The organism is Rhodococcus sp. YH3-3, from assembly GCF_001653035.1.
In the GTDB taxonomy this organism is placed as follows: Bacteria; Actinomycetota; Actinomycetes; order Mycobacteriales; family Mycobacteriaceae; genus Rhodococcus_F; species Rhodococcus_F qingshengii.
The window spans coordinates 1,131,370-1,152,817 of record NZ_BCWH01000002.1 but is presented as its reverse complement, the minus strand read 5'-3'; the positions used below and the strand labels follow the sequence as shown (position 1 = coordinate 1,152,817).

The window sequence follows — 21,448 nt, the reverse complement described above, 5'->3', positions numbered from 1 at the left end:
CGGAGCCTGTGCGTAGCGGGGGAAGGGACGTCTCATGTCGAACCAGTTCAACGATCGCTTGAACTCGCTGTTCGAGACTGCCGACTTTCACGTCACCAACGCGATGGTCGTTCGCGGCATGACCGAGTTCGGCTGCCGTATCTCGACGCCGTACCTGTCGCAACTGCGCACCGGCGTCCGAACCAATCCGTCACCCGAAGTGGTTGCCGCCCTCGCCCACTTCTTCAAGGTCCATCCGGACTACTTCTACGCCCCGTCCGATCACACTCCGCCCGCGATCTCAGGTGGCGAGGCAGACCTCTCCCTCCTCGAACAGCTGCACAACGTGCGCCTGCGGAACCTCACCTCCCGTGTCGTCGACCTCTCACCGTCTTCACAGGATCTGCTTGTCGAAATGGCGGAGAATCTACGTTCCTCCGAAAATCTTCCGCGCGTACCACCGGACTCGAATTCCTACATGTCACGCGCATAGCGCCCTTCGCCGACTCTCCTTGACTGCTCAGGGAGGGTTGGCCTTATGCTGGTCGATGCAGCTGGTTCGCCCGGCACGGTCATGAGGAGCCCCGAAGACCGGTCCCGGCGTCGAAGCTCCGTCAGCGCAAGCTGTCGGGGTGAGAGGGAACCCGGTGAAAATCCGGGACTGTCCCGCAGCGGTAAGCAGGAACGACCGCCGTTCATGTGCACTGGGCATCCGCCTGGGAAGCGACGGCCAGTAGGTTCGATCCAACTCGATCGAGTGCCCGCGAGTCCGAAGACCTGCCGACTGTGTCGGGCACGCCGTGCCCGACGGTCCACCGCCTCGTGGAATGGGCGTGTAGATCTCCATCGGACCTCGTGTGCGGTGCGGGCAGTGCTGCCCGCTGAAACTCGGGGTCTCGTGAGGTATACCCGTCTGCCGGCAGTGGCCATCAATGCATTGGCAATCTGGAGAAACTCCGTGACAACAACATTCACTTCGACCGTGCTGGGCTCACCGCGCATCGGTCCTCATCGAGAACTCAAGCGGGCAACCGAAAGCTACTGGGCAGGGCGCATCGACGCCGACGCCCTGCAGGCTGTCGCCCGTGACCTCCGTCGGCAGGGCTTGGCCGACCTCCGTGACCTGGGCCTCGACTCAGTCCCGGTCAATACCTTCTCCTTCTACGACCAGATGCTCGACACCGCAGTTCTTCTCGGCGCGCTGCCCGACCGCGTCGCGTCGGTCGCCGATCCGTTGGACCGCTACTTTGCCGCTGCCCGTGGGACGGACACCATCGCGCCGCTCGAAATGACGAAGTGGTTCGACACCAACTACCACTACCTGGTGCCGGAGATCTCGCCGTCCACCACGTTCGCACTCGACCCGTCCAAGGTCTTGTCCGAACTGGCAGAAGCACTTTCCGACGGCATTGCAGCCCGCCCGGTCGTCATCGGACCGGTCACCTTCCTGCTGCTCTCGAAGGCTGTCGGCACCGACGAGCCGCTGCTCTCGCGACTCGAAGAACTACTCCCCCTCTACGCGGATCTACTCGGTCGGCTCGCGAAGGCCGGTGCGAGCTGGGTTCAGCTCGACGAACCAGCCCTCGTGGGCGATCGCACCGACGAGGAAATCGAAGCGGCACGCGCTGCGTACGAACAGCTTTCAGCGCTGTCCGAGCGGCCGTCGATCCTGTTGGCGTCGTACTTCGGTTCGCTGCGTGAGGCGCTGCCCGCGCTTGCGTCCACCGGCGTCGAAGGATTTGCCGTCGACCTGGTGGCCGGTCAGGATTCGATCGGCTCCGTCCCCGAACTCGCCCGCAAACTGGTCGTCGCCGGTGTGGTCGACGGACGAAACATCTGGCGGTCGGATCTGGATTCGGCACTGAGCACGTTGGGTGCTCTGTTGGGCAGCGTGGATACTCTTGCCGTCTCCACATCGTGCTCCCTGCTGCATGTTCCGTACACTCTCGACGCAGAGGCCGATGTCGACAAGGCCCTGCGCTCGTGGCTCGCGTTCGGCACCGAGAAGGTCAAGGAAGTAGTAACTCTCGCAACCGCTCTCACACAGGGCCGAGAGTCGGTGGAGGACGAGTTCGCTCTGGCACGAGCGGCCGCGTCGACCCGCAAGGACGATCGCAGACTCAATGATGCGAGTGTTCGAGGCCGTCTGGACGCGGTGCTGAACTCGGCGACCGGTCGCGCGCCCGCCGCCGAACGTCGCGCTGCCCAGGACGAACTGCTTTCTCTGCCGCCGCTGCCCACGACGACCATCGGTTCGTACCCGCAAACCTCGAAGATCCGCATCGCTCGCGCAGCACTGCGCAAGGGCGAGATCGACGAAGCCGAGTACGTCAACCGTATGCGCGCCGAAATTGCCGAAGTTGTTGCGCTCCAGGAAAAGCTGGACCTGGACGTTCTTGTTCACGGTGAGCCGGAACGCAACGACATGGTCCAGTACTTCGCGGAGCAGTTGGACGGATTCTTCGCCACCGCCAACGGTTGGGTCCAGTCGTACGGCACCCGCTGCGTGCGTCCGCCGATTCTGTACGGCGACGTCTCCCGCCCGAAACAGATGACCGTCGACTGGATCACGTACGCGCAGTCCCTGACCGACAAGCCGGTCAAGGGCATGCTCACCGGACCCGTCACCATTCTGGCCTGGTCGTTCGTCCGCGACGACCAACCCCTCGCCGACTCGGCAAATCAAGTCGCACTGGCCATTCGAGACGAGACCGTCGACCTGCAGGCCGCCGGAATCGGAATCATCCAGGTTGACGAACCGGCTCTACGAGAACTACTCCCACTGCGTGCCGAGGATCAGCGCGCCTACCTGGACTGGTCGGTCGGCGCCTTCCGGTTGGCTACCTCGGGCGTCGCGGATTCCACCGCGATCCACACGCACCTGTGCTACTCCGAGTTCGGAGCGGTGATCGGCGCCATCGCCGGCCTCGACGCGGACGTCACGTCCATCGAGGCGGCGCGCTCACACATGGAGGTCCTCGACGATCTCAGTTCGGTCGGGTTCGACCTCGGCGTCGGGCCGGGTGTCTACGACATCCACTCGCCGCGGGTGCCGAGCGTCGACGAGATTGCCGAATCCCTGCGTGAGGCACTCAAAGCTGTTCCTGTCGAGCGGTTGTGGGTCAACCCGGACTGCGGTTTGAAGACCCGCGGTTCCGTCGAGGTCGAGGCGTCACTGCGTAACCTCGTCGAAGCCGCGAAGTTGGTACGAGCGGAGCTATAGGGGCAAAGCCCCTGTGCGGCTTTTTGGTAGTGGGCACTACCAAAAAGGCGCACGGGGGTCAGCTCAACCACGTGTTGCCGAAGAGCAGAATCCCGTCCGCACTCGGGGTCACTCCGTGGACGTTCTCGCGCCACGGGATGAAGACCTTGCCGGAGTTGACCACGGCCATCGGCGCCGTCTCGTTGACCACGGTCTGAATATCGTCGATGACGGCTCGCCGCTCATCCTCGCCCGACGCTGTTTGCAGCTTGCCGAGCAACTCGTCCATCCGAGCGTTCTTGTAACCGAGGATGTTCGACGGCGATTCGCTGAACAGGTTGCCGTACATACGCACGAACGGTGACTCTTCCAGCACGTTAAACGCGAAGTAGGACACGTCGTAGTCATGCTTTGCGTACAGCATGGAAATCAGATCGTTGATGCTGGTTGCGTAGGTGATGTCGACCGTGAAACCCACTGCCTGCAAGAGCGACTGAAACGTCAGTGCGCTGCGCTGCGTCGCCGGATCGTTCATCCCGACGTACGTCAGTTTTCCGTCGTAACCGTCCGCCTTCGCCTCGGCGAGATACTTCTTGGCCGCCTCGGGGTCGAAGCCGTTCCCGGCCACCGATCCGTGCCACTGCGACCACGACGCGAACATGTCGGTGCCGGGTTCGCCGAAGCCGCCCTGAACTCGCTCGTTGAACGTATTCGGGTCCACCGCAGCGACAATCGCCTTACGCACGCGCTCGTCCTTCGCTGCCCGATCGTCGCGCTGATTGATTGCCAGAACTCCGGCCATGCTGGCCGAGTACACAAATCCGGGATCACCGGCTTCGAAAGCCTCGTGAATGAAGTCGGGAGACTTCAGATAGGCAACCTGGATTCCGTCGGTGTGCAATCCTTCCAGTTTGCTCTTCTCGTTGACGATTGCCGGAAAGCGCAACTTCTCGAGGTACGGCGCCCCGTCCCAGTACGTCGGACGGGCAGCGAGCACCAATTCGTCCTGGGAGGCGAACTTCTCGACGGTGAACGGGCCTGCCCCGATCGGGGTGAACGTGCCGGTAGCCATCGACGAGGGCGCGACGATCATGCCGGGACCGGTGGTGAACATGATCGGGAACTCGTCCCACGGCTGCGCCAATGTAAAGACGACCGTACTCGGATCCGGTGAATTCGTCTCGCGCACAGCGGTCTTCCACACCAGCGCGTGAGTTCCCTTCTTCTGCAGATAGTGATCGATGCTCCACAGGACTGCCGCACTGTCCATCGGAGTGCCGTCGCTGAAGGTGACGCCGTCGCGCAATTTCAGTGTCCACACCGTGTTGTCGCCGTTGGCCGACAACGACTGAGCCAAGTGGGGAACATACTCGCCCGCCGACGTATCGAAGCGCATGAGAAGGTCGTAGATGGCTGCCATTTCGCTACCACCGGTAGCGCCGCCGTCCTGACGGTCAGCCGGATCGAGACTGCTGATCCCGTTGTAGGTGGCAAACGACACGGTGCCACCCGATCGCGGCTCTCCCCCGTTGTTCTGGTCACCGACAACTCCGACCGTCACGTCCGATGCATCCGTGGTCGTACCTTGGCTGCTACCGGCGCACCCCGTCACCACCAGCGTCGCCGACGCCAGGACAACCATCCAGATTCGAGCGCGGACTCGGTACGAGCGCTTCATTGCGACTCACTTTCACAGTTCACGGATACGTCGATCCCTGGATCGGACACCCCGACATATTTGTAAGTGAATTCTAGGTAAGGTCTCGTCCTGCGTCTTCGTTTTCACAAAGCCGAAGCGATAATTCGCGTTCATGACAGCAGAAACAAGAACTGAATTCTAGGTTGCAACCGTTCAGCGAATTACCAGTCCGATGACGTCTTCGACGTTCCGCTGGGCCTCTGCGAATCCGATCCGGCCACTGGTCCACAGCGCAAGGGCCGTCAACATCGTGCCGCCTATTGCCACGGCCGCAACCCTCGCCGTCTCGGCCGGGACGCCGTCCATCAACTCGAACAGCATTCTCCGATGTGCCACTGCGCGCAGATCCAACGACTCGATCACGAACTGATCCGAGGACGAATGGAGTTCGATCTCCAACCGAGCGAAGTAGGGCCTACGCTCGAATGCCTTCATCTCGCGGCGATGAAGTGCCAGAACCCGCTCGTACGCGTTGTTCTCACCACCGTCTGCCCGCAACTTCTCAGGACGACGGACCGATTCGAGACCGCTCCACGCCGTCATCGCCGCAGCCAGAAGTTGCTGTTTGGTCGGAAAGTAGCGATACAGCGTTCCGAGTGCGACGCCTGAACGCTCCGAGACGTCTTTCATCTGGATTCGATCCGACGGCATCTCGGCCAGCATCTCGACCACCGCCGTGGTCAGTCGTCCTCTCCGCTCGAGTTGCCCCACCGACATGAGGTCGACGTCCAAGGGAAACTCGTCGCTGCGCGCAGTCACGCGCGTCACGATAGTTCAGATTCCTGACCGCAGTGCCGGGTTGCGAAGTTTCATCGTAACCCCGAGATCTAATACACGGATTAATCAACTGCAGATCGCGCTAGGGTTAGTCCATGACTGACCGGACAACCGATGACCAGCCAACCGTCGGCGTGCTGAACTTCTGGTCGTTCATCGAACTGGCCAACAAGCGACTGGCCACCGAACACGGCTTTCGCGACCAGCTGGCCACCGAGGTACTACTGACACTCAATCGGGCTTCCAACGTGGTCACCTACGATCTCGAGTCGTCGATCCACCGCCCTCGCGGCTGGTCATGGTCCTCCTTCAGGCTGTTGTTCGTCACCTGGCTGGCCGGTCCGATCGAGCCGAAGGCTGCCGCCGAGCTCACCGGCATGAGTAGGGCAGCGGTCTCCAATCTGTCCAAGTCGCTGCTGGCAGACGGATTGATCGATCGTCGGCCCACCGAGAACGACGGCCGTTCCGTCCAGCTGTACCTGACCGACAAGGGCCGAGAAGCCATGGTCGAAGCCTTTCGCGAGCAGAACGAACGCGAACACGCCTGGGTCAGCGTCCTGAGCGAGGCCGAACAGCGAATTCTTGTCATGCTCCTGGACAAACTGATCACCAACCGCAGCCAGTTCGACGTACGCGGACGTAACTGACATAGACCCCAACCCCCTTGGAGGGTTGCGCTCATCACATCATTTTAGTTAATGTGTTTACTATCTGGTGGAGGTGAGCCAGGCAGAACAGCACAGAAGGAGCCCCGTCATGGCGTTCTATCGACAACTCGGCAACATCCCACCGAAGCGTCACACCCAACACCGTGACGAGTCCGGCAACCTCTACTACGAAGAACTGATGGGAGAGGAAGGTTTCTCCTCGGATTCTTCGTTGCTGTACCACCGCGAGATCCCGTCGGCCATCGTCGACGCAACGGTCTGGGAACTGCGCGATCAGAGCACAACCCCCAACCATCCCCTCAAACCGCGCCATCTGAAACTCCACACGCTGTTTCCCGAAAGCACCTGGAACGAGACCGACGTGGTAACCGGCCGTCGTCTCATCCTCGGAAATGCCGACGTGCGATTATCCTACGTCGTTGCGGCAGCGCCATCTCCCCTGTATCGCAACGCAATCGGCGACGAGATGGTCTACATCGAATCTGGCGAGGCGACCGTCGAGACCGTCTTCGGTGCACTCGAGGCCAGTGAAGGTGACTACGTCCTGATCCCGATGTCCACAACGCATCGATGGATCCCCAAGGGTGACAAGCCACTTCGTGCCTACGCCATCGAGGCGAACAGTCACATCGTCCCGCCCAAGCGCTATCTTTCCCGCTTCGGCCAGCTGCTCGAGAACGCACCGTTCTGTGAACGAGACCTGCACGGACCGATCGCGCCCATGATCGCCGAAGGAACCGACGTCGAGGTACTGGTCAAGCACCGAACGTCGGCGGGCATCGTCGGCACCCGAATGGTTTATCCCACGCACCCTTTCGATGTCGTCGGCTGGGACGGCTGCCTGTACCCGTACACCTTCAACATCTCCGACTACGAGCCGATCACGGGCCGTGTTCACCAACCGCCGCCGGCGCACCAGGCGTTCGAGGGGAACAACTTCGTGATCTGCAACTTCGTTCCGCGCAAGGTCGACTACCACCCCCTGTCGATCCCGGTGCCGTACTACCACTCGAACGTCGACTCGGACGAGATCATGTTCTACTGCGGCGGTGACTACGAGGCGCGCAAGGGTTCCGGCATCGGACTGGGTTCGATATCGATTCATCCCGGCGGCCACGCCCACGGACCACAACCCGGCGCCTACGAGCGGAGCATCGGCGCCGAGTTCTTCGACGAGCTCGCCGTGATGGTCGATACGTTCCGGCCCCTCGAATTGGGTGAGGGAGCCCTGGCCTGCGAGGACGCAGCGTACGCCTGGAGTTGGGCAGGGCGGGGGCCTCGGCAATGACGATCATCTCCCCACTCCTGCGTGGCCTGTGCGACGACGCAGCACTCTTCCCACCCGGCAATGCTCCTCTCGCCGAGGCAATTCCGGCCCACGCCGCCTACCTGCAGGCGGATTACGACGCACTGGTCGGGCCTTTCGTTTTTCCCGCGCCGCGACTGAGCGAACTGGCTGCGTACGTTTCAGCGGACAGCCCGGTGACGCTGAGTCTGACCGTGCCGGCCGGCCCATCCGATACGGCGGCCGCACTCTCGAACGCGCTCGCCATCCCTGGTGTTCACGTCGCCGCCGTCGAGGTGGGAATTCCTGACGGGTTGGACGCCGATGCGGCCTTCGAGGAACTCTCTCGTGTCCATGCCGCTCATCCCGACGTCGACATTTTTGTCGAGGTGCCTCGAGGTGATCGGCGCGCGGGCTATCTGGCAGCTCTCGAAACTGCCGGGCATTCCGCAAAGTTTCGCACCGGCGGGATTGTCGCCGAGGCGTACCCGAACGAGGAAGAGCTCGCCGATGCGGTGATATCCGTTGTCCGAGCGAATATCCCGTTCAAGGCGACTGCGGGACTGCACCACGGTGTGCGCAACACCGATCCGGAAACAGGCTTCGAGCAACACGGCTTCCTCAACATCATGGTGGCCGTCGACGCGGCGAGGCGGGGCGCCGATCGTTCGGAAATTGTTGCTGCACTGTCTCAGCGCGATGGAAAATCGATCGCGCAAGCCCTGGCCGACCTCACCGAGGACGAGGCCGGCGAGGTGCGTCGCCGATTCCTCTCGTTCGGTACCTGCAGCATCTCGGACCCTCTGACCGAGCTGGAAGGCCTCGGGTTGATCGTCCGCTCCGACAAAACCGAAGGAACTCTCATATGACTGTCACGACCATCGACATTCCCGCCGACTCACTGTTCGGTCTCGACAATCTGCCGTACGGGGTCTTCTCCCCCGCGGGAGGGTTACCGCGTGTCGGTGTGCGCGTCGCCGAATCGGTGGTCGATCTCGCAGCGACACTGGGTGATTCCGTCTTCTCCGAACCGACTTTGAACGCGTTCATGGCTCAGGGACGAGATCAGTGGGTATCGGTGCGAAACCGGATCACGGAGCTCGTGACTAGCGAAATAGACTCGAATGCAGTGTTTTCCGTTGATTCGGTGACAATGCATTTGCCGATCGCAGTGGCCGATTACGTCGACTTCTACGCCTCGGAGAATCACGCAACCAACCTCGGGCGGTTGTTCCGCCCGGACGCAGCCCCCTTGATGCCGAACTGGAAGCATCTTCCCGTCGGATACCACGGGCGCTCGAGCACCGTCGTCGTCTCCGGCACCGACATCGTTCGTCCCTGCGGACAGCGGAAGGCACCCGATCAGGAAAGCCCGGACTTCGGACCGTCCCGGCGCCTCGACATCGAAGCCGAGATGGGATTCATCGTCGGAACTCCCTCGAAGATGGGCGATTCCATCACCCCGGACGAATTTGCCGAGCACGTCTTCGGCGCCGTCGTCGTGAACGACTGGTCTGCCCGAGACATCCAGGCGTGGGAATACGTGCCCCTCGGTCCGAACCTGGGGAAGAGTTTCGCGACCTCCATCTCACCGTGGGTCGTACCCTTGCTCGCTCTCGAAGCAGCCCGAATCGACACTCCGGTGCAGGATCCCGAACCGCTTTCCTATCTGCGTGGTGAAGAGAAGTGGGGGCTGGACATCGACCTGGCCGTCGAATGGAACGGTCACGTCGTCTCCCGGCCGCCCTACGCCCAGATGTACTGGTCGCCTGCGCAGATGCTCGCGCACACCACCATCAACGGCGCAGCAGCGAGCACCGGCGATCTCTTCGCGTCCGGAACCATTTCCGGACCGGACAAAGATCAGCGCGGCGCCTTCATCGAGCTGACGTGGGGCGGCAAGGAACCCGTAGCTGTGGGCTCCGAGACCCGTACCTTTCTCGAAGACGGCGACACCATCGCCATCTCAGCCACCGCTCCCGGCGTCGGCGGATCACGAATCGGCTTCGGGGATGTTCACGCTCGGATCCTGCCTGCAACGCAAACCGAAAGATAGTGATTGACAACTGTTTGATTCACGCTGATCTGATGTCCGGAATTCCTTGCCTCACGATTCTCCGAAGATAAGCTGGATTAACCATCCAGAGCGATCGAGAGTCCTGGCTCCGTGACGTCGCAGCAACCCCCTCTGCTGAGGTGCGGGTGCTTTCTGCCAGGTCCGATGGAGGACTCGTGCCAGGCGATCGACCCCGTACCTCAGTGGGGACAGCAGCTGTCATCGTGATCGTGGGCGGTGGACCCCGCGGGACCGGCGTACTCGAGCGGATCCTCGCTCACGAATCGGTGAACGCCGATCCCACACCGATCGACATTCACGTTGTCGACCCGTATCCGGCAGGTGCCGGCCGTATTTGGCGAGGCAGCCAGGCGCCGCTTCTGTGGATGAATTCGACAACAGCGGACGTCACGATGTTCACCGACGAGACCACCGCCGTGATCGGCCCGGTGCTGCCGGGTCCGACCCTCGCGGAATGGGTCGCCGAGCGCTCGGCTGAGCTTGCCGAATTCCCAGAAATCGCAGCAGAAGTTCCGACGATCACCCCGTCGTCGTTTGCATCGAGGTCACTGCAGAGCCGATACCTGAACTGGGTGTTCGAGACTGCAGTCGACTCCGCGCCAGCGCACGTCGACGTTCGAGTTCATCGACGATCCGTGGTCGACATCGTGAACGTCGGCGAGACACAGACAGTTCATCTGGACGACGGAGCTGTCATCGACGCGACGACCGTCCTTCTCGCACAAGGGCACCCCGATGCGTTGCCTGCCCCACGTGAAACCGCGCTGACCAGCTTCGCGTCCGATCACGGGTTGACGTATGTGGGTCCGGGCTACACTGCCGATCTCGACGCCGATGTCATTCCCGAAGGCGAACCGGTTCTGATCGCCGGACTCGGGCTGGCTTTCATCGACTGGATGGTTCTCCTCGCCGAGAGCCGTGGCGGCATCTTCGAACGCGGTGAAGACGGCGTCCTCACTTACGCTCCCTCGGGTCGGGAACCCCTGTTGTATGCCGGATCTCGTCGCGGAGTGCCGTATCATTCCAAGATTTCGTACTCGATCGCTGACGCGCGGCCACCGCTACCGCGGTTCTTCACCGCTGATCTCGTTCCCGGCGACGGACCGTTGGATTTCCGAAACGACATCTGGCCCTTGGCGTCGAAAGAACTGGCAGGCGCCCACTATTACGAGCTGTTTGCATCTCACCCGGATCGGACAGTGGGCACCTGGGAGGAGTTCGACGCCGAATTCGCCTCGCTGGCTTGGGGATCGCCTCGATTGCAGGAACTGGTCGAGAACGCAGTCCCGAAGCCGGAAGACCGTATCGATCTCGAGCGGCTGAACCGCCCACTCGGCGGTGAGCGCTACGACGGGCTTGCCGAGGTCCAGTCCCGGATCACCGAATACATCTCGGCGGATGTCGCGCGGAGGTCGGACCCGTATTTCAGCGCCGACGCGGCTGTCTTCTCAGCGCTGCTGTCGACGTACATGACCGTCGGAGAATTGTTGCGGCGCGGCAGAATCCCGGCCGAATCCGTCGCCAAGGACGTCGAGGGTTGGCTTCATTCGTTCTTCAGCTTCATCGCCAGTGGTCCGCCGCCCGAGCGTTTGGAACAGTTGGTCGCCCTCAACGAGGCGGGCATCGTCCAGTTCCTCGGGCCGGATTCGGTGTTCTCCACCGAGATCGACCCGGCAACGGGGTCTGGGATCTTTGTCGCGCGCAGTGCGTCGCACACCGACATCGTGGCCGCGAACACCCTCGTCGAAGCACGCTTGCCGGTTGCTTCCATCAGCGCGAGCGGTGACTTGCTCCTGCGGACGCTTCACCGTCGGGGCGAGGCAGTCGAACTTCGTGCGACCGTGGACAGTTCGGCGAAGCTCGCCGTCGACGGTACTTCACGAATTCTCGACCAGAACAACACTGCTCATCCCCGCCGCTTCGCCGCAGGGCCGTGGGTTGCAGGCCATAACTGGTCGGCGGCTTTCCCTCGTCCCCGTACCAATGCAGGGTTCTTCCGGCATAACGATGCCCTGGCGGCGGAGATTTTGGGTGCTACGCGCCTGTGAGCGGTTAGGGAGTCCTGGGACTCCCTAACCGCTCACAGGGGGCTGTGCCCCTAGCTGAACACCAACTCACCCTCGTCAACCGCGACGGTGATACTGCCGCCCTCTTCGAGGAGATCGTCGAGCAGCATGTCGGCGATCTTGTCGTCGACCACACGCTGAATCGAACGACGCAACGGGCGAGCCCCGAACTCGGGTTGATGCCCGTGCTCGGCGATCCAGTCCACCGCGTCGGCAGTGAACTCGATCTCGATGCCCTTGGACTGCAGCCGCTTCCGGCTGTCGTCGAGCAGCAGATCAGTAATCCGGTGCAGTTGCTCGGTGTCGAGCTTGCGGAAGATCACGATCTCGTCGATACGGTTGAGGAACTCCGGCCGCATCGATTCGCGCAACCTGGCCATCACGCGGTCGCGCAGTGGCTTCTCCGCCGACTCTGCGTCACCCGTGGTGAAGCCGAGTCCACCGGACTTGCTCGAGATGATGTCCGAGCCGAGGTTGCTGGTCATGATCACGACGGTGTTCTTGAAGTCCACCGTCCGACCCTGACCGTCGGTCAGACGGCCGTCGTCGAGCACCTGGAGCAAGGTGTTGAACACGTCCGGGTGTGCCTTCTCGATCTCGTCGAGCAGGATCACCGAGTACGGGTTACGACGCACCTGTTCCGTGAGCTGTCCGGCCTCGCCGTAGCCGACGTATCCGGGAGGAGCACCGACCAATCGGCTGACCGTGTGCCTCTCACCGAACTCACTCATGTCGAAGCGCAGCATCTTGTTCTCGTCTCCGAAGAGTGTGGCAGCCAGAGCTTTTGCGAGCTCCGTCTTGCCGACGCCAGTGGGTCCGAGGAACAGGAAGCTACCGACGGGACGATCCGGATCGCTCATACCGGTCCGGCTACGACGCACGGCACGCGCGATGGCGCGAACGGCGTCATCTTGCCCGATGACACGACCGTGCAGTTCCTCTTCCAGACGGCGCAGGCGATCTTTCTCTGCCTGAGTCATCTGGCTTGCCGGAATACCCGTTGCGCGAGCGACAACTTCGGCGATTTGTTCAGCGGTCACGTCCGGCGTTTCCTCGGAAGGAACCGAGGATCCTGCCTTCTCGAGACGCTTTGCGACGCCGTTGATCTCGTCACGCAGGGTCGACGCCTTCTCGTACAACTCGTCGGCGACGGCTTTTTCCTTGTCGCTCTCGAGCTGCTCGAGACGCTGCTGCAGCGCAGCGGTGTCTACCGTGGCCGTCTTCAAGCGAAGCCTGGCGCCGGCCTGGTCGATCAGGTCGATTGCCTTGTCCGGCAAGAACCTGTCGCCGATGTAACGTGCCGACAGCTCTACCGCAGCGGTGATCGCCTCGTCGGTGTAATGGACCTTGTGGTGATCCTCGTACCGACTGCGCAGGCCGCTCAAGATGGCGATCGCGTCCTCGATCGACGGCTCCCCGACCTGTACGGGCTGGAAGCGCCGCTCGAGCGCGGGATCCTTCTCGATGTTCTTACGGTATTCGTCGAGCGTGGTGGCGCCGACGATGTGCAGTTCACCGCGAGCGAGCTTGGGCTTGAGGATGTTTCCGGCGTCCATCGCACCGTCTGCGCCGCCTCCGGCACCGGCGATGGTGTGCATCTCGTCGATGAAGACGATCAGCTCGTCCTTGTGTGCGGTGATCTCGTCGATCACCTTGGTCAGCCGTTCCTCGAAGTCACCGCGGTAACGGGTACCCGAGACCATGCTCGAGAGTTCGAGCTGGACGATCTTCTTGCCCACCAACGATTCCGGGACATCCCCGTCGACGATGCGCTGGGCCAGTCCTTCGACGATGGCAGTCTTGCCGACGCCGGCCTCACCCACCAGGACCGGGTTGTTCTTGGTGCGGCGGGAGAGGATCTCGATGGTCTGTTCGATCTCGTCGGCGCGGCCGATCACCGGATCGACGCCGCCGTTGCGGGCGCGATCTGTGAGATCGACGCCGTACTTGTCGAGCGTCGGTGTGGTGGACTCGTCTTCGACTGGACCGGCTGCGGGATTCTGAACCGCTGCCTGCAGCTTCTCCGGCGTGATGCCGGCCGAAGCGAGCAGACGACCCGGGACATGATCGGGGTCACCGGCCAGTGCGATGAAGAGATGTTCGGGATCGATGTACGTCGATCCCAGGGCTCGGGCCAGTTGATGAGCCTCGAGTAGTGCAGTTTTGACGGCGCTGCTGAGCGCAGGAGCAGAGTAGGCCCCCTGCTCACGGCCCTGTGGCAGCCGCAGGTCGACGGCGTCGACCACGGATTTCGGGTCGGCTCCGGCGCGCTGCATGAGCGTGCGGACCGGATCCTGCTCCGCCATGACGCGGAGAACGTGCAGTGCATCGAGATCCGAATCACCGCGAGCAGCCGCTACACGTGCAGCGTCAGCCATGAGTTGCTGGGTGGCCCTGCTCATGAGCCGGGAAATATCGATGCGACCGGGACCCTCGGGCCCGAAGAATGCTGGCATTCCGAAGCCTCCTTGCAGAAAGTTGAGCGTTACTGACTCAATTAACGTGCATGGGGCTCGATCAATTCCCGCCGCCTCAGATTTGTTTCAACACCATCCAGTCGCCGATCGTTCTCAACTACCGAAAGATCCGGTAGACCGACCGACCGGGTACGCCTCGACGCGCATGATCACCGATCCCGCGCAGGGACCACTCTTGATGTCGGTACGCCACGAACCTTGCAGACTGCCATCGGGCTGAGGCGTGTAATACGCCTCGGAGTGCGCCGCTGCCCACACCTTGGGCACGCCCTCCCCCTGGTAGCAATCCCACTCCCAGTCATAGGGGTGCACCCAACTGGTTCCGTCCCAGGTGTATCGAGCAGGCTGCGGCAACGTCGGATTGGCGGGAGCCGGACCGCCGACCACTGTGGCGATACAGACTCCGCTCGAGCAATCCGTCTCGAACGTGTAGGTATCGGAGAAATCCGGCTCCCACTGGCTGGCGGCCAGACTTGTGCCCGTCTTGGTCGCGGCGAAACGCTTGAGCGAGTAATCACCGGACCAATTCGCATCCGCAGCCCCCGCGGGCATCGCTCCGGCGACAAACCACGTAGCAACGAGCGCAACCACCAGCAATGACTTTCGCATGCGTGAAGTGAATCACAAGCTATGTCCGAATTGTCGGATACTGGCCACAAGAACACCGACGACGATCAGCACCAGCGAAACCAACGGCAATGCTCCCGCACCCCTGTCCGCCAAGATCAGCCCGCCTACGACGCCGCCCGCTGCGATCGCCGAATTGAAGATCGTCACGAAAACCGATTGCGCAGTGTCCACAGCGTCGCCCGTCGTATCCGCGAGCGCCGTCTGAAGGAGAGTGGGAGCGCCTCCGAATGCCGCACCCCACGCCGCAACGCTGAGTGCGATCACAGCGAAGCTGTCACCGCCGCCGCCCAACGCCGTCAAAGCTGCGGCAAAGACCACCAAGCTCAGCACGGTGAGACTTCGAAGGGCCCGATCGACGAACACCCCGACCACACCGATGCCCACGAAGGCGAAAAGTCCGAACACGAACAAGACGATTCCCAACCGATCGCCGAAACCGATGCGATCCAGAAACGCCGCCAGATACGTGTACACGATGTTGTGCGCGAGGATCCACAAGAACGCGACAAACAGAATAGGTCGTACGCCAGGCAGGACCAGGACTTTCCGCACCGGCAGCTGCCGATCCGCTTGTTGCCCGGGAAAGTCCGGCATCACCGTGAGTATCCACGCGACCAGAAGTAGCGCAGCAACCGACATCACGGCGAAGACGACGCGCCAATCGGCCAGGGTCCCGAGCCACGCCCCCATCGGAACGCCGATTGCCAACGCGATCGGCTGTCCGACGGAGGCAACCGCAACGGCCCGCCCCTGCAGGTGAGGGGGCGACATCCTGCGTGCGTACCCGGCAAGCAACCCCCACACCACACTTGCCGCCATACCGGCCAGAAACCGAACACCCAAGGTGAGAACCGGATTCGACGAAAGCGCTGTCACCAGATTGAAGACACCGAACCCCAGAATCGCCGACACCGGGACAGCACGCCGTCGCAATCCTCGGGTCAATGCGATCAGTGGTACCGCCCCGACGACGGAACCCAATGCGTATGCGGTGACCAATTGCCCTGCGCCGGAGACTGATACGGACAACCCTGACCCGATCTGCACCAGTAGTCCGGCCGGCATGGTTTCGGTTGTGATCGCTATGAAGCCTGCCATTGCGAGTGCCGACAACCCGGCCAGCGGTAGTGTCCGGACGGAATCGGTCTCCGCCAGTGCCGAAGTCGCCGTCCCGTCCGAGTTCGAGCTCACCTCGTCGGTGTTTCGGGACTGCCTTCACCCGACTGGCCGGAACGGACCAGTTCTGCAATAGACGCCCAGTCCATCTCGCCCTGACCGTTCGCCAGAGCCTGAGCGAGCACGCCTCGAAGTACGCCACCGAACGGCAAATCCAGATCGACGCTGTCGGCGGCGTCGAGCGCAAGCCTCAAATCCTTGAGGCCCAGAGCTGTGGTGAATCCTGCAGGCTCGTACTGACGCGTCGCGACGAGGTTTCCGTAGCTGGAGTAGACCGGCCCCGGGAAGATCGTCGAGGTCAGCAGTTCTACGAGTTGGCTTCCGTCCACACCTGACCTCTCCCCCAATGTGATTGCCTCGCCCAAGGATTGAATCGCGGCGAGGATGAGGTAATTGCCGATGATCTTGACGATGTTGGCCTGCTCCGGACGCTCACCTTGTGGCCACGTGCGAGCACCGATGACGTCGAGGAAGGGTTGCACTCGCTCGAGGAGGGAACTGTCGCCGGCGGCGATGATGTTCAACTGGCCAGCCTGAGCAACAGAAACGCGTCCGAACACCGGCGCCGCGATGTACCCGATGCCGTACTCGGCGTGCAGTGCGGCGGCGCGCTTGGCAAGGTCGACGCTGACGGTGGCCATGTTGACGTGCACGGTTCCACTCGGAACGGATGCGAGGACGGCGGGATCCAGAATGGCCGAAGACACGGCCGAATCATCTGCCAACATCGACAGCACAACACCGGACTGGAATGCCTCGGCAACGGTTTTCGCGCCGATCGCCCCTTCCTCGACCAGTTCGGCTACCGCTTCAGGGCTGCGATTCCACACCGTCACGTCGAAGCCTGCGCCCAGTAGATTTCGAGCGATGGGACGGCCCATCGCGCCCAAGCCGACCACGGAAACAGAAGTCATGGATTTCCCTCTCGAAAGTGCTGAACCATCTAAGACGGTTCAAGACTCTCACACGGGTACAGTTGCTGTCGAACCGGTTGAGATGGTTCGCCACGAAGGAGGACGAAAGTGAACGAAGCAGGAGCCGATCAATCCGCTCGGGACGTGTTTCGACTCGACAACGACACGCTCGCCTTCCGCTTCACCGCCACCCTCACCAATCGGAACGGCTCGAGGTTCGAACGACTCACGAGCCCGCAGCGACTCGAATTATGGTTACGCGCCAACGATCTGATGGGCGCCCCCGCAACCGCGACAGAAGACGACCTCCGCGGCGCGCAGGATTTACGTGAGGCCATTCATCGCATCGGAACCGCCGTATGCGAGAACCGCCGTGCCTCACGCACCGATGTCGGGATCGTCAACACCGCATCCGAGCTCGGTGATGCCCACCTCGTCCTCGAGAGTGGCCGGGCCCTCTGGAAATCAGCCGGAGACAATCCGATCCGTGACGCTTTGTCGATAGTGGCTGCCGACGCGATCGCGGTGCTCGGTGGAGCCGACCGGGACCGCGTCAAAGCCTGCCAGGGCGACGGGTGCACCGGCCTCTACGTCGACACCAGTCGCGGCAACAACCGACGCTGGTGCTCGATGAACATCTGCGGAAACAAAGCCAAGAAATCCGCGATGACCGCTCGCGCCGACTAGCTCATCTCACCTTCACCGCGACTCCATTTCGCCGCCACTCGGTTCCACAGCTTCTCGATCGGCGTCGACAGCAGGAGAAGAAACAGCGGGAAGTACGACGTCACCGGAACGAGCACACTGACGAGCAGCGCCACCACCATGATCAGGAAAGTGACGATTTCAGCGGTGAAATGCGGCTTCGCATTCTCTTCGCTCAACGACGGGTTGCGGACCAGACCCCACGCGACCACCGCCAGGCACGCAGCACTGGCTGCCATTGTCCCGATGTAGAGAGCCCTGGTCCCGAGATCCTGCGACGGCGCTGCAACGAGCGCTGTCGGGAAGGGCAGGAACACGATGGTCATCACCCACAACCCCAGTCCGCGAACGACCACCTTGTCCGCGTCGACCACAAAACGAAGCAGCCGATGCTGCGACCACCAGAGCCGGAAGATCACCAGAAAGCTCAGGGCGAACGAGTAGAACTGCGCAGCGTGATCGCGCAGCAGTTCCGACGTGGTGCCGTGGTGGTCACTGGTGAGTTCGACCAGCGGCAGTACGAGCAGCGTGATCGCAATGGCGACAATCGCGTCGATGAAAGTGACGTAGCGCTCGAAGTAGCGGGTGCGTTCCGCAATCTCAGCCATTGCGGAAGCATAAGCCTCACAACAGGAAACAGACCGGCGACGCCACTTTACGGAAGCACGTATCCGGAAACATACAATTAACGAATCAAATTCGTTAGATCTCTTGACCGTGGCGGAGCCCATCCCCATACTTAACGAATCACATTCATTAAGTGACTCGCATCACGCCACCAGGGGTCGGTTCAGCCACCCCCTTCAGGACATGGGGTTGCCCTAGTGCCGATCAACGCTTCGACGAATACGCAGTCCGACCGGGTTCCACTCACCGCCAACCGCGGTATTGCCGTCTTCAGTATCGGCGTCATGGGGTTCATCACCGCGAACCTCATCCCCCTGATGATCGTGGCAATGGTCGAGGACCTCGGTGTCACCGAATCCGCTGCCGGTGCCGTTCTGACCGCATCGCTGCTGGTCTGCGCCGTCACCTGCCTCGCCACCACCCGAATCGCCTCGGGCCGGCATCGCCATCTCCTCGGCCGCGTCAGCCTGATCGCGATGGCAGCCGCATTCGGCGTTGCGGCCATCGCACCGTCCACGACGATCGCATGCGCCGCGATCATCGTCGGCGGTATCGGCGCTGGTGGATCCGCATCCGTTGGCGGAGCGGCACTGGCCGCGCTCACGAACCCGGACCGGGCATCAAGCATCAGCGGCCTCGTGAACCGTGTCGTCGTCACAGCCGTCCTCGCTCTCATACCCATCCTCGGCACACACATGACCAACGCATTCGGCATCGTCGCAGTCCTGGCACTGGCTACCGCAGCAACGGTCACCTGGTTGCCGTCGTCCCCGGTGAAAGAGTCGCCGGAGACGGCGAAGTCCGCCAATACGACCACAGCTCTCCCCGCCGGGGTCAGCGCGAAACGACTCACTTTTGCCGGAACCGCATTTCTCGCGATGCTTGCAATCTGGGCGATCAGCGAGGACTCGTTGTGGGCAGTACTCGGCATCATGGGTTCCGAGCACGCCGGGCTCTCGGATCAACAAATGAGTCTCGCACTGAGCGCATCAACGGCGGGTGGTGTGCTCGCGGCTGTTACCTTGACCGCGTTGGGTTCTCGGGTCAGTCGGACAGTATCGATCTCCGTGCTACTGATACTCGGGGCAATTCTGAAGCTGTCTGCCGGCCTCACCACCGATCCCACGATCTACCTGGTAGTGGTCATCGCTTGGAACACGATCTACGCGGCCACGTTCATCGTCCTGGTTGCCATCTCGGCCGCGCTCGACGCGGCCGGCCGATGGTCGGCGCCACTACTGGGCACCTACCTCATCGGCTCCGCGTTCGCGCCGCTGTTCGGAACTTCGGTGACGGCCGGCCTCGGGTATCCGACCTTCGGAGTCATCATCTCGGGGATCAGCTTCGTTCTACTGGTCCCGTTCGCCTTGGTTTCCCGACTCTCCGCACGTACCGAAGGTGCGTATCGTCACCACAGCGCCGCCATCACTACTACCGTCATCGCGTAAGGATCACGTAGAAGTCATGAATGACAGCATCACTCACTACCGCAACGGAAAGATCTTCACGGCTGCCGACGACGGATGGGCCGAGTCGATAGTCGTCGAAGGCCACAAGCTCAGATTCGTGGGCGAAACCGTCTATGCCGATATCCTGGCTCCAGACGCCGAGGTGATCGATCTCGAAGGTGCCGTCGTGCTACCCGGTTTCGTCGACGCCCATACGCATTTGGTGATGATGGGATTCGCGCTGCAGAAGTTGGATCTGCGTGATGCCGCCGATCTCGCCGACATTCAGTCCAGCATCAAGCAATTCGCGGAATCGAACCCGGACGCACCACGACTGCTGGGTCGCAGTTGGTTGTTCTCCGCGCTGGATGGAGGGCACCCGACGCGAGAGATGATCGACGCCGTCGTACCCGATCGCCCGGTGTACCTCGACGCCAACGACGTACATTCGGTCTGGGTGAACACTGCAGCACTGCGAGAACTCGGCATCGACGCGGACACTCCCGATCCGATCGGCGGTCGTATCGGCCGGGATCCGGACACCGGAGAAGCCACCGGAATGCTGTACGAGACCGCCATGATGCTCTACGTCTGGCCGAAACTGGCGGAGCTCGCATCCGACGAAGACCGGGACGCCGCCCTCGCTCTCGCCTTCCGCCACTATCTCGAGGACGGCGTGACCGGTGCGGTCGACATGGCACTCGGCGCGGACGAATTAGCCTCGCTGGAAAGAGCATTGGACGCAGGAGACGGAACACTGCCGCTGCGTGTCGCGGCTCACTGGCTGATGACCCGCGAGGACAACGAGGCCGACAACGTCGGACAAGTTCACGACGTGATCGAACTCCACGAGCGCGTCCAAGGTCCGTGGCTCCGTATCGCCGGAATCAAGATCATCATCGACGGTGTGATCGACAGCTGCACTGCCGCAATGAAAGAGCCGTACTCGGACGGCACCAACGCCGAGCCCATCTGGGATCTCGAGTCCTTGATCCCCGTCGTGACAGCCGCTGACGCCGCAGGCCTGCAGATCGCGATGCACGCGATCGGCGACGAGGCGTCGGAGATCGGATTGACGGCACTCGAGTACGCGATCGCCGCCAACGGAGACATTCCCCGCAGGCACCGAATGGAACACTTGGAGTCCATCACCCGGGACAACGTCGAAAGGCTTGCCCGCCTGGGAATCATCGCCTCGATGCAACCGGTTCACGCTGACCCTGCAATCCAGGAGAACTGGCAGGCGATGCTCGGCGACTACCGGGTCAATCGCGCGTACCCCTGGCCCGAATTCACCGAGGCCGGAGCGGTTCTGGCGTTGGGTTCGGACGCTCCGACCGCTCCCCACCCGCCGCTGCCGAACATGTTCATCGCCACCACCCGTCGATCCGCAATCGATCCGTCACTGGCACCCAACCTGCCGAAGTACGCACTCCCCCTCGCGGACGCGCTGGCTCACGCAACTCGCGACGCTGCCTACTCGTGCCGGTGGGAAGATGTGACCGGCCAGCTGGTTCGGGGTAAAGCAGCCGATTTTGTCGTACTGAAACAAGATCCGTTCACCGAAGGGGTCGATTCTCTCCTGACCACAGAGATTGCGATGACCGTCGTTGCTGGATCCGTGCGATACGACGCGGCCGGGGCCAAGAGCACCGAAGCACGGAACACCGAGTCCGATAGCTGATCGTTACCGGTTGTTCGATAACGCACGCATGCGG

17 protein-coding genes and 1 riboswitch are annotated in these 21,448 nt (G+C 62.1%); of the genes, 10 read left to right on the top strand and 7 right to left on the bottom strand.

Annotated elements, in window-relative coordinates; genetic code table 11:
- Nucleotides 1-34: 34 nt before the first annotated feature.
- Together YH3_RS18215 and metE are read left to right on the top strand one after the other, a co-directional pair.
- The gene (locus tag YH3_RS18215; protein WP_003940179.1) at nt 35-472 is read left to right on the top strand and encodes a helix-turn-helix domain-containing protein; all 438 of its coding nucleotides are present in this window, start codon (nt 35-37) and stop codon (nt 470-472) included.
- 105 nt (nt 473-577) lie between these two features.
- Nucleotides 578-779: riboswitch (cobalamin riboswitch) on the top strand.
- Nucleotides 780-937: 158 nt separating this feature from the next.
- Nucleotides 938-3,202 (top strand): 5-methyltetrahydropteroyltriglutamate--homocysteine S-methyltransferase, encoded by a 2,265-nt coding sequence (metE, locus tag YH3_RS18210; protein ID WP_064444221.1) that lies wholly within the window; start codon nt 938-940, stop codon nt 3,200-3,202.
- A 58-nt stretch (nt 3,203-3,260) separates the two neighbouring features.
- Here the strand turns inward: metE and YH3_RS18205 are convergent, their stop codons facing one another.
- Together YH3_RS18205 and YH3_RS18200 are read right to left on the bottom strand one after the other, a co-directional pair.
- Nucleotides 3,261-4,859: an ABC transporter substrate-binding protein gene (locus YH3_RS18205; RefSeq protein WP_063315878.1), complete on the bottom strand. Its 1,599-nt coding sequence runs from the start codon at nt 4,857-4,859 to the stop codon at nt 3,261-3,263.
- Between the two features lie 174 nt (nt 4,860-5,033).
- A complete protein-coding gene (locus YH3_RS18200) occupies nt 5,034-5,648 on the bottom strand; it encodes a TetR/AcrR family transcriptional regulator (RefSeq protein ID WP_064443826.1) in 615 nt (204 codons plus the stop codon).
- A 104-nt stretch (nt 5,649-5,752) separates the two neighbouring features.
- Between YH3_RS18200 and YH3_RS18195 the strand changes: the two genes are divergently transcribed.
- The 5 genes from YH3_RS18195 (at nt 5,753) to YH3_RS18175 (ending at nt 11,735) form a co-directional block, all read left to right on the top strand.
- Nucleotides 5,753-6,304, top strand: coding sequence for a MarR family winged helix-turn-helix transcriptional regulator (locus YH3_RS18195; protein ID WP_003939926.1), 552 nt, complete (start codon nt 5,753-5,755; stop codon nt 6,302-6,304).
- 109 nt (nt 6,305-6,413) lie between these two features.
- Nucleotides 6,414-7,613, top strand: a complete 1,200-nt coding sequence (locus YH3_RS18190; protein WP_064443825.1) for a homogentisate 1,2-dioxygenase — start codon at nt 6,414-6,416, stop codon at nt 7,611-7,613.
- Nucleotides 7,610-8,479 carry a hypothetical protein gene (locus YH3_RS18185; RefSeq protein ID WP_064443824.1) on the top strand — a complete coding sequence of 290 codons (870 nt, stop codon included), beginning with the start codon at nt 7,610-7,612 and terminating at the stop codon, nt 8,477-8,479. Before YH3_RS18190 ends, YH3_RS18185 begins: the two co-directional genes overlap by 4 nt.
- Complete coding sequence (gene fahA, locus YH3_RS18180; RefSeq protein WP_054188907.1) at nt 8,476-9,666, top strand: fumarylacetoacetase; 1,191 nt, start codon at nt 8,476-8,478, stop codon at nt 9,664-9,666. Before YH3_RS18185 ends, fahA begins: the two co-directional genes overlap by 4 nt.
- A 176-nt stretch (nt 9,667-9,842) precedes the next feature.
- On the top strand, nt 9,843-11,735 hold the full coding sequence (locus YH3_RS18175; RefSeq protein WP_238592641.1) for an FAD/NAD(P)-binding domain-containing protein: 1,893 nt from the start codon (nt 9,843-9,845) through the stop codon (nt 11,733-11,735).
- A 50-nt stretch (nt 11,736-11,785) separates the two neighbouring features.
- Here YH3_RS18175 and YH3_RS18170 read toward each other — a convergent pair whose 3' ends face one another.
- From YH3_RS18170 to YH3_RS18155, 4 genes are all read right to left on the bottom strand, one after another.
- Nucleotides 11,786-14,209: an ATP-dependent Clp protease ATP-binding subunit gene (locus YH3_RS18170; protein WP_054831246.1), complete on the bottom strand. Its 2,424-nt coding sequence runs from the start codon at nt 14,207-14,209 to the stop codon at nt 11,786-11,788.
- A 114-nt stretch (nt 14,210-14,323) separates the two neighbouring features.
- The gene (locus YH3_RS18165; protein WP_064443822.1) at nt 14,324-14,839 is read right to left on the bottom strand and encodes a hypothetical protein; all 516 of its coding nucleotides are present in this window, start codon (nt 14,837-14,839) and stop codon (nt 14,324-14,326) included.
- A 12-nt stretch (nt 14,840-14,851) separates the two neighbouring features.
- Complete coding sequence (locus YH3_RS18160; protein ID WP_064443821.1) at nt 14,852-16,051, bottom strand: MFS transporter; 1,200 nt, start codon at nt 16,049-16,051, stop codon at nt 14,852-14,854.
- Nucleotides 16,048-16,950, bottom strand: coding sequence for an NAD(P)-dependent oxidoreductase (locus tag YH3_RS18155; RefSeq protein ID WP_003939725.1), 903 nt, complete (start codon nt 16,948-16,950; stop codon nt 16,048-16,050). Before YH3_RS18155 ends, YH3_RS18160 begins: the two co-directional genes overlap by 4 nt.
- Before the next feature lie 108 nt (nt 16,951-17,058).
- Between YH3_RS18155 and YH3_RS18150 the strand changes: the two genes are divergently transcribed.
- Nucleotides 17,059-17,637 (top strand): CGNR zinc finger domain-containing protein, encoded by a 579-nt coding sequence (locus tag YH3_RS18150; protein WP_054827153.1) that lies wholly within the window; start codon nt 17,059-17,061, stop codon nt 17,635-17,637.
- Here YH3_RS18150 and YH3_RS18145 read toward each other — a convergent pair.
- Nucleotides 17,634-18,263: a TMEM175 family protein gene (locus tag YH3_RS18145; protein ID WP_030535295.1), complete on the bottom strand. Its 630-nt coding sequence runs from the start codon at nt 18,261-18,263 to the stop codon at nt 17,634-17,636. The two genes, YH3_RS18150 and YH3_RS18145, sit on opposite strands and share 4 nt — an antisense overlap.
- A gap of 216 nt (nt 18,264-18,479) precedes the next feature.
- Here YH3_RS18145 and YH3_RS18140 point away from each other — a divergent pair, with 216 nt between their 5' ends.
- The gene (locus tag YH3_RS18140) at nt 18,480-19,730 is read left to right on the top strand and encodes an MFS transporter (RefSeq protein ID WP_064443820.1); all 1,251 of its coding nucleotides are present in this window, start codon (nt 18,480-18,482) and stop codon (nt 19,728-19,730) included.
- Nucleotides 19,731-19,746: 16 nt separating this feature from the next.
- Nucleotides 19,747-21,414, top strand: coding sequence for an amidohydrolase (locus YH3_RS18135; protein ID WP_064443819.1), 1,668 nt, complete (start codon nt 19,747-19,749; stop codon nt 21,412-21,414).
- The last annotated feature ends 34 nt before the right edge of the window (nt 21,415-21,448 follow it).

What these genes read in the sequence shown, in the direction of transcription:
- YH3_RS18215 (WP_003940179.1), top strand. Translation starts at nt 35, where the DNA reads ATGTCGAACCAGTTCAACGATCGCTTGAACTCGCTGTTCGAGACTGCC.
- YH3_RS18205 (WP_063315878.1), bottom strand. Translation starts at nt 4,859, where the DNA reads ATGAAGCGCTCGTACCGAGTCCGCGCTCGAATCTGGATGGTTGTCCTG.
- YH3_RS18195 (WP_003939926.1), top strand. Translation starts at nt 5,753, where the DNA reads ATGACTGACCGGACAACCGATGACCAGCCAACCGTCGGCGTGCTGAAC.
- YH3_RS18190 (WP_064443825.1), top strand. Translation starts at nt 6,414, where the DNA reads ATGGCGTTCTATCGACAACTCGGCAACATCCCACCGAAGCGTCACACC.
- YH3_RS18185 (WP_064443824.1), top strand. Translation starts at nt 7,610, where the DNA reads ATGACGATCATCTCCCCACTCCTGCGTGGCCTGTGCGACGACGCAGCA.
- fahA (WP_054188907.1), top strand. Translation starts at nt 8,476, where the DNA reads ATGACTGTCACGACCATCGACATTCCCGCCGACTCACTGTTCGGTCTC.
- YH3_RS18170 (WP_054831246.1), bottom strand. Translation starts at nt 14,209, where the DNA reads ATGCCAGCATTCTTCGGGCCCGAGGGTCCCGGTCGCATCGATATTTCC.
- YH3_RS18165 (WP_064443822.1), bottom strand. Translation starts at nt 14,839, where the DNA reads ATGCGAAAGTCATTGCTGGTGGTTGCGCTCGTTGCTACGTGGTTTGTC.
- YH3_RS18155 (WP_003939725.1), bottom strand. Translation starts at nt 16,950, where the DNA reads ATGACTTCTGTTTCCGTGGTCGGCTTGGGCGCGATGGGCCGTCCCATC.
- YH3_RS18145 (WP_030535295.1), bottom strand. Translation starts at nt 18,263, where the DNA reads ATGGCTGAGATTGCGGAACGCACCCGCTACTTCGAGCGCTACGTCACT.
- YH3_RS18135 (WP_064443819.1), top strand. Translation starts at nt 19,747, where the DNA reads ATGAATGACAGCATCACTCACTACCGCAACGGAAAGATCTTCACGGCT.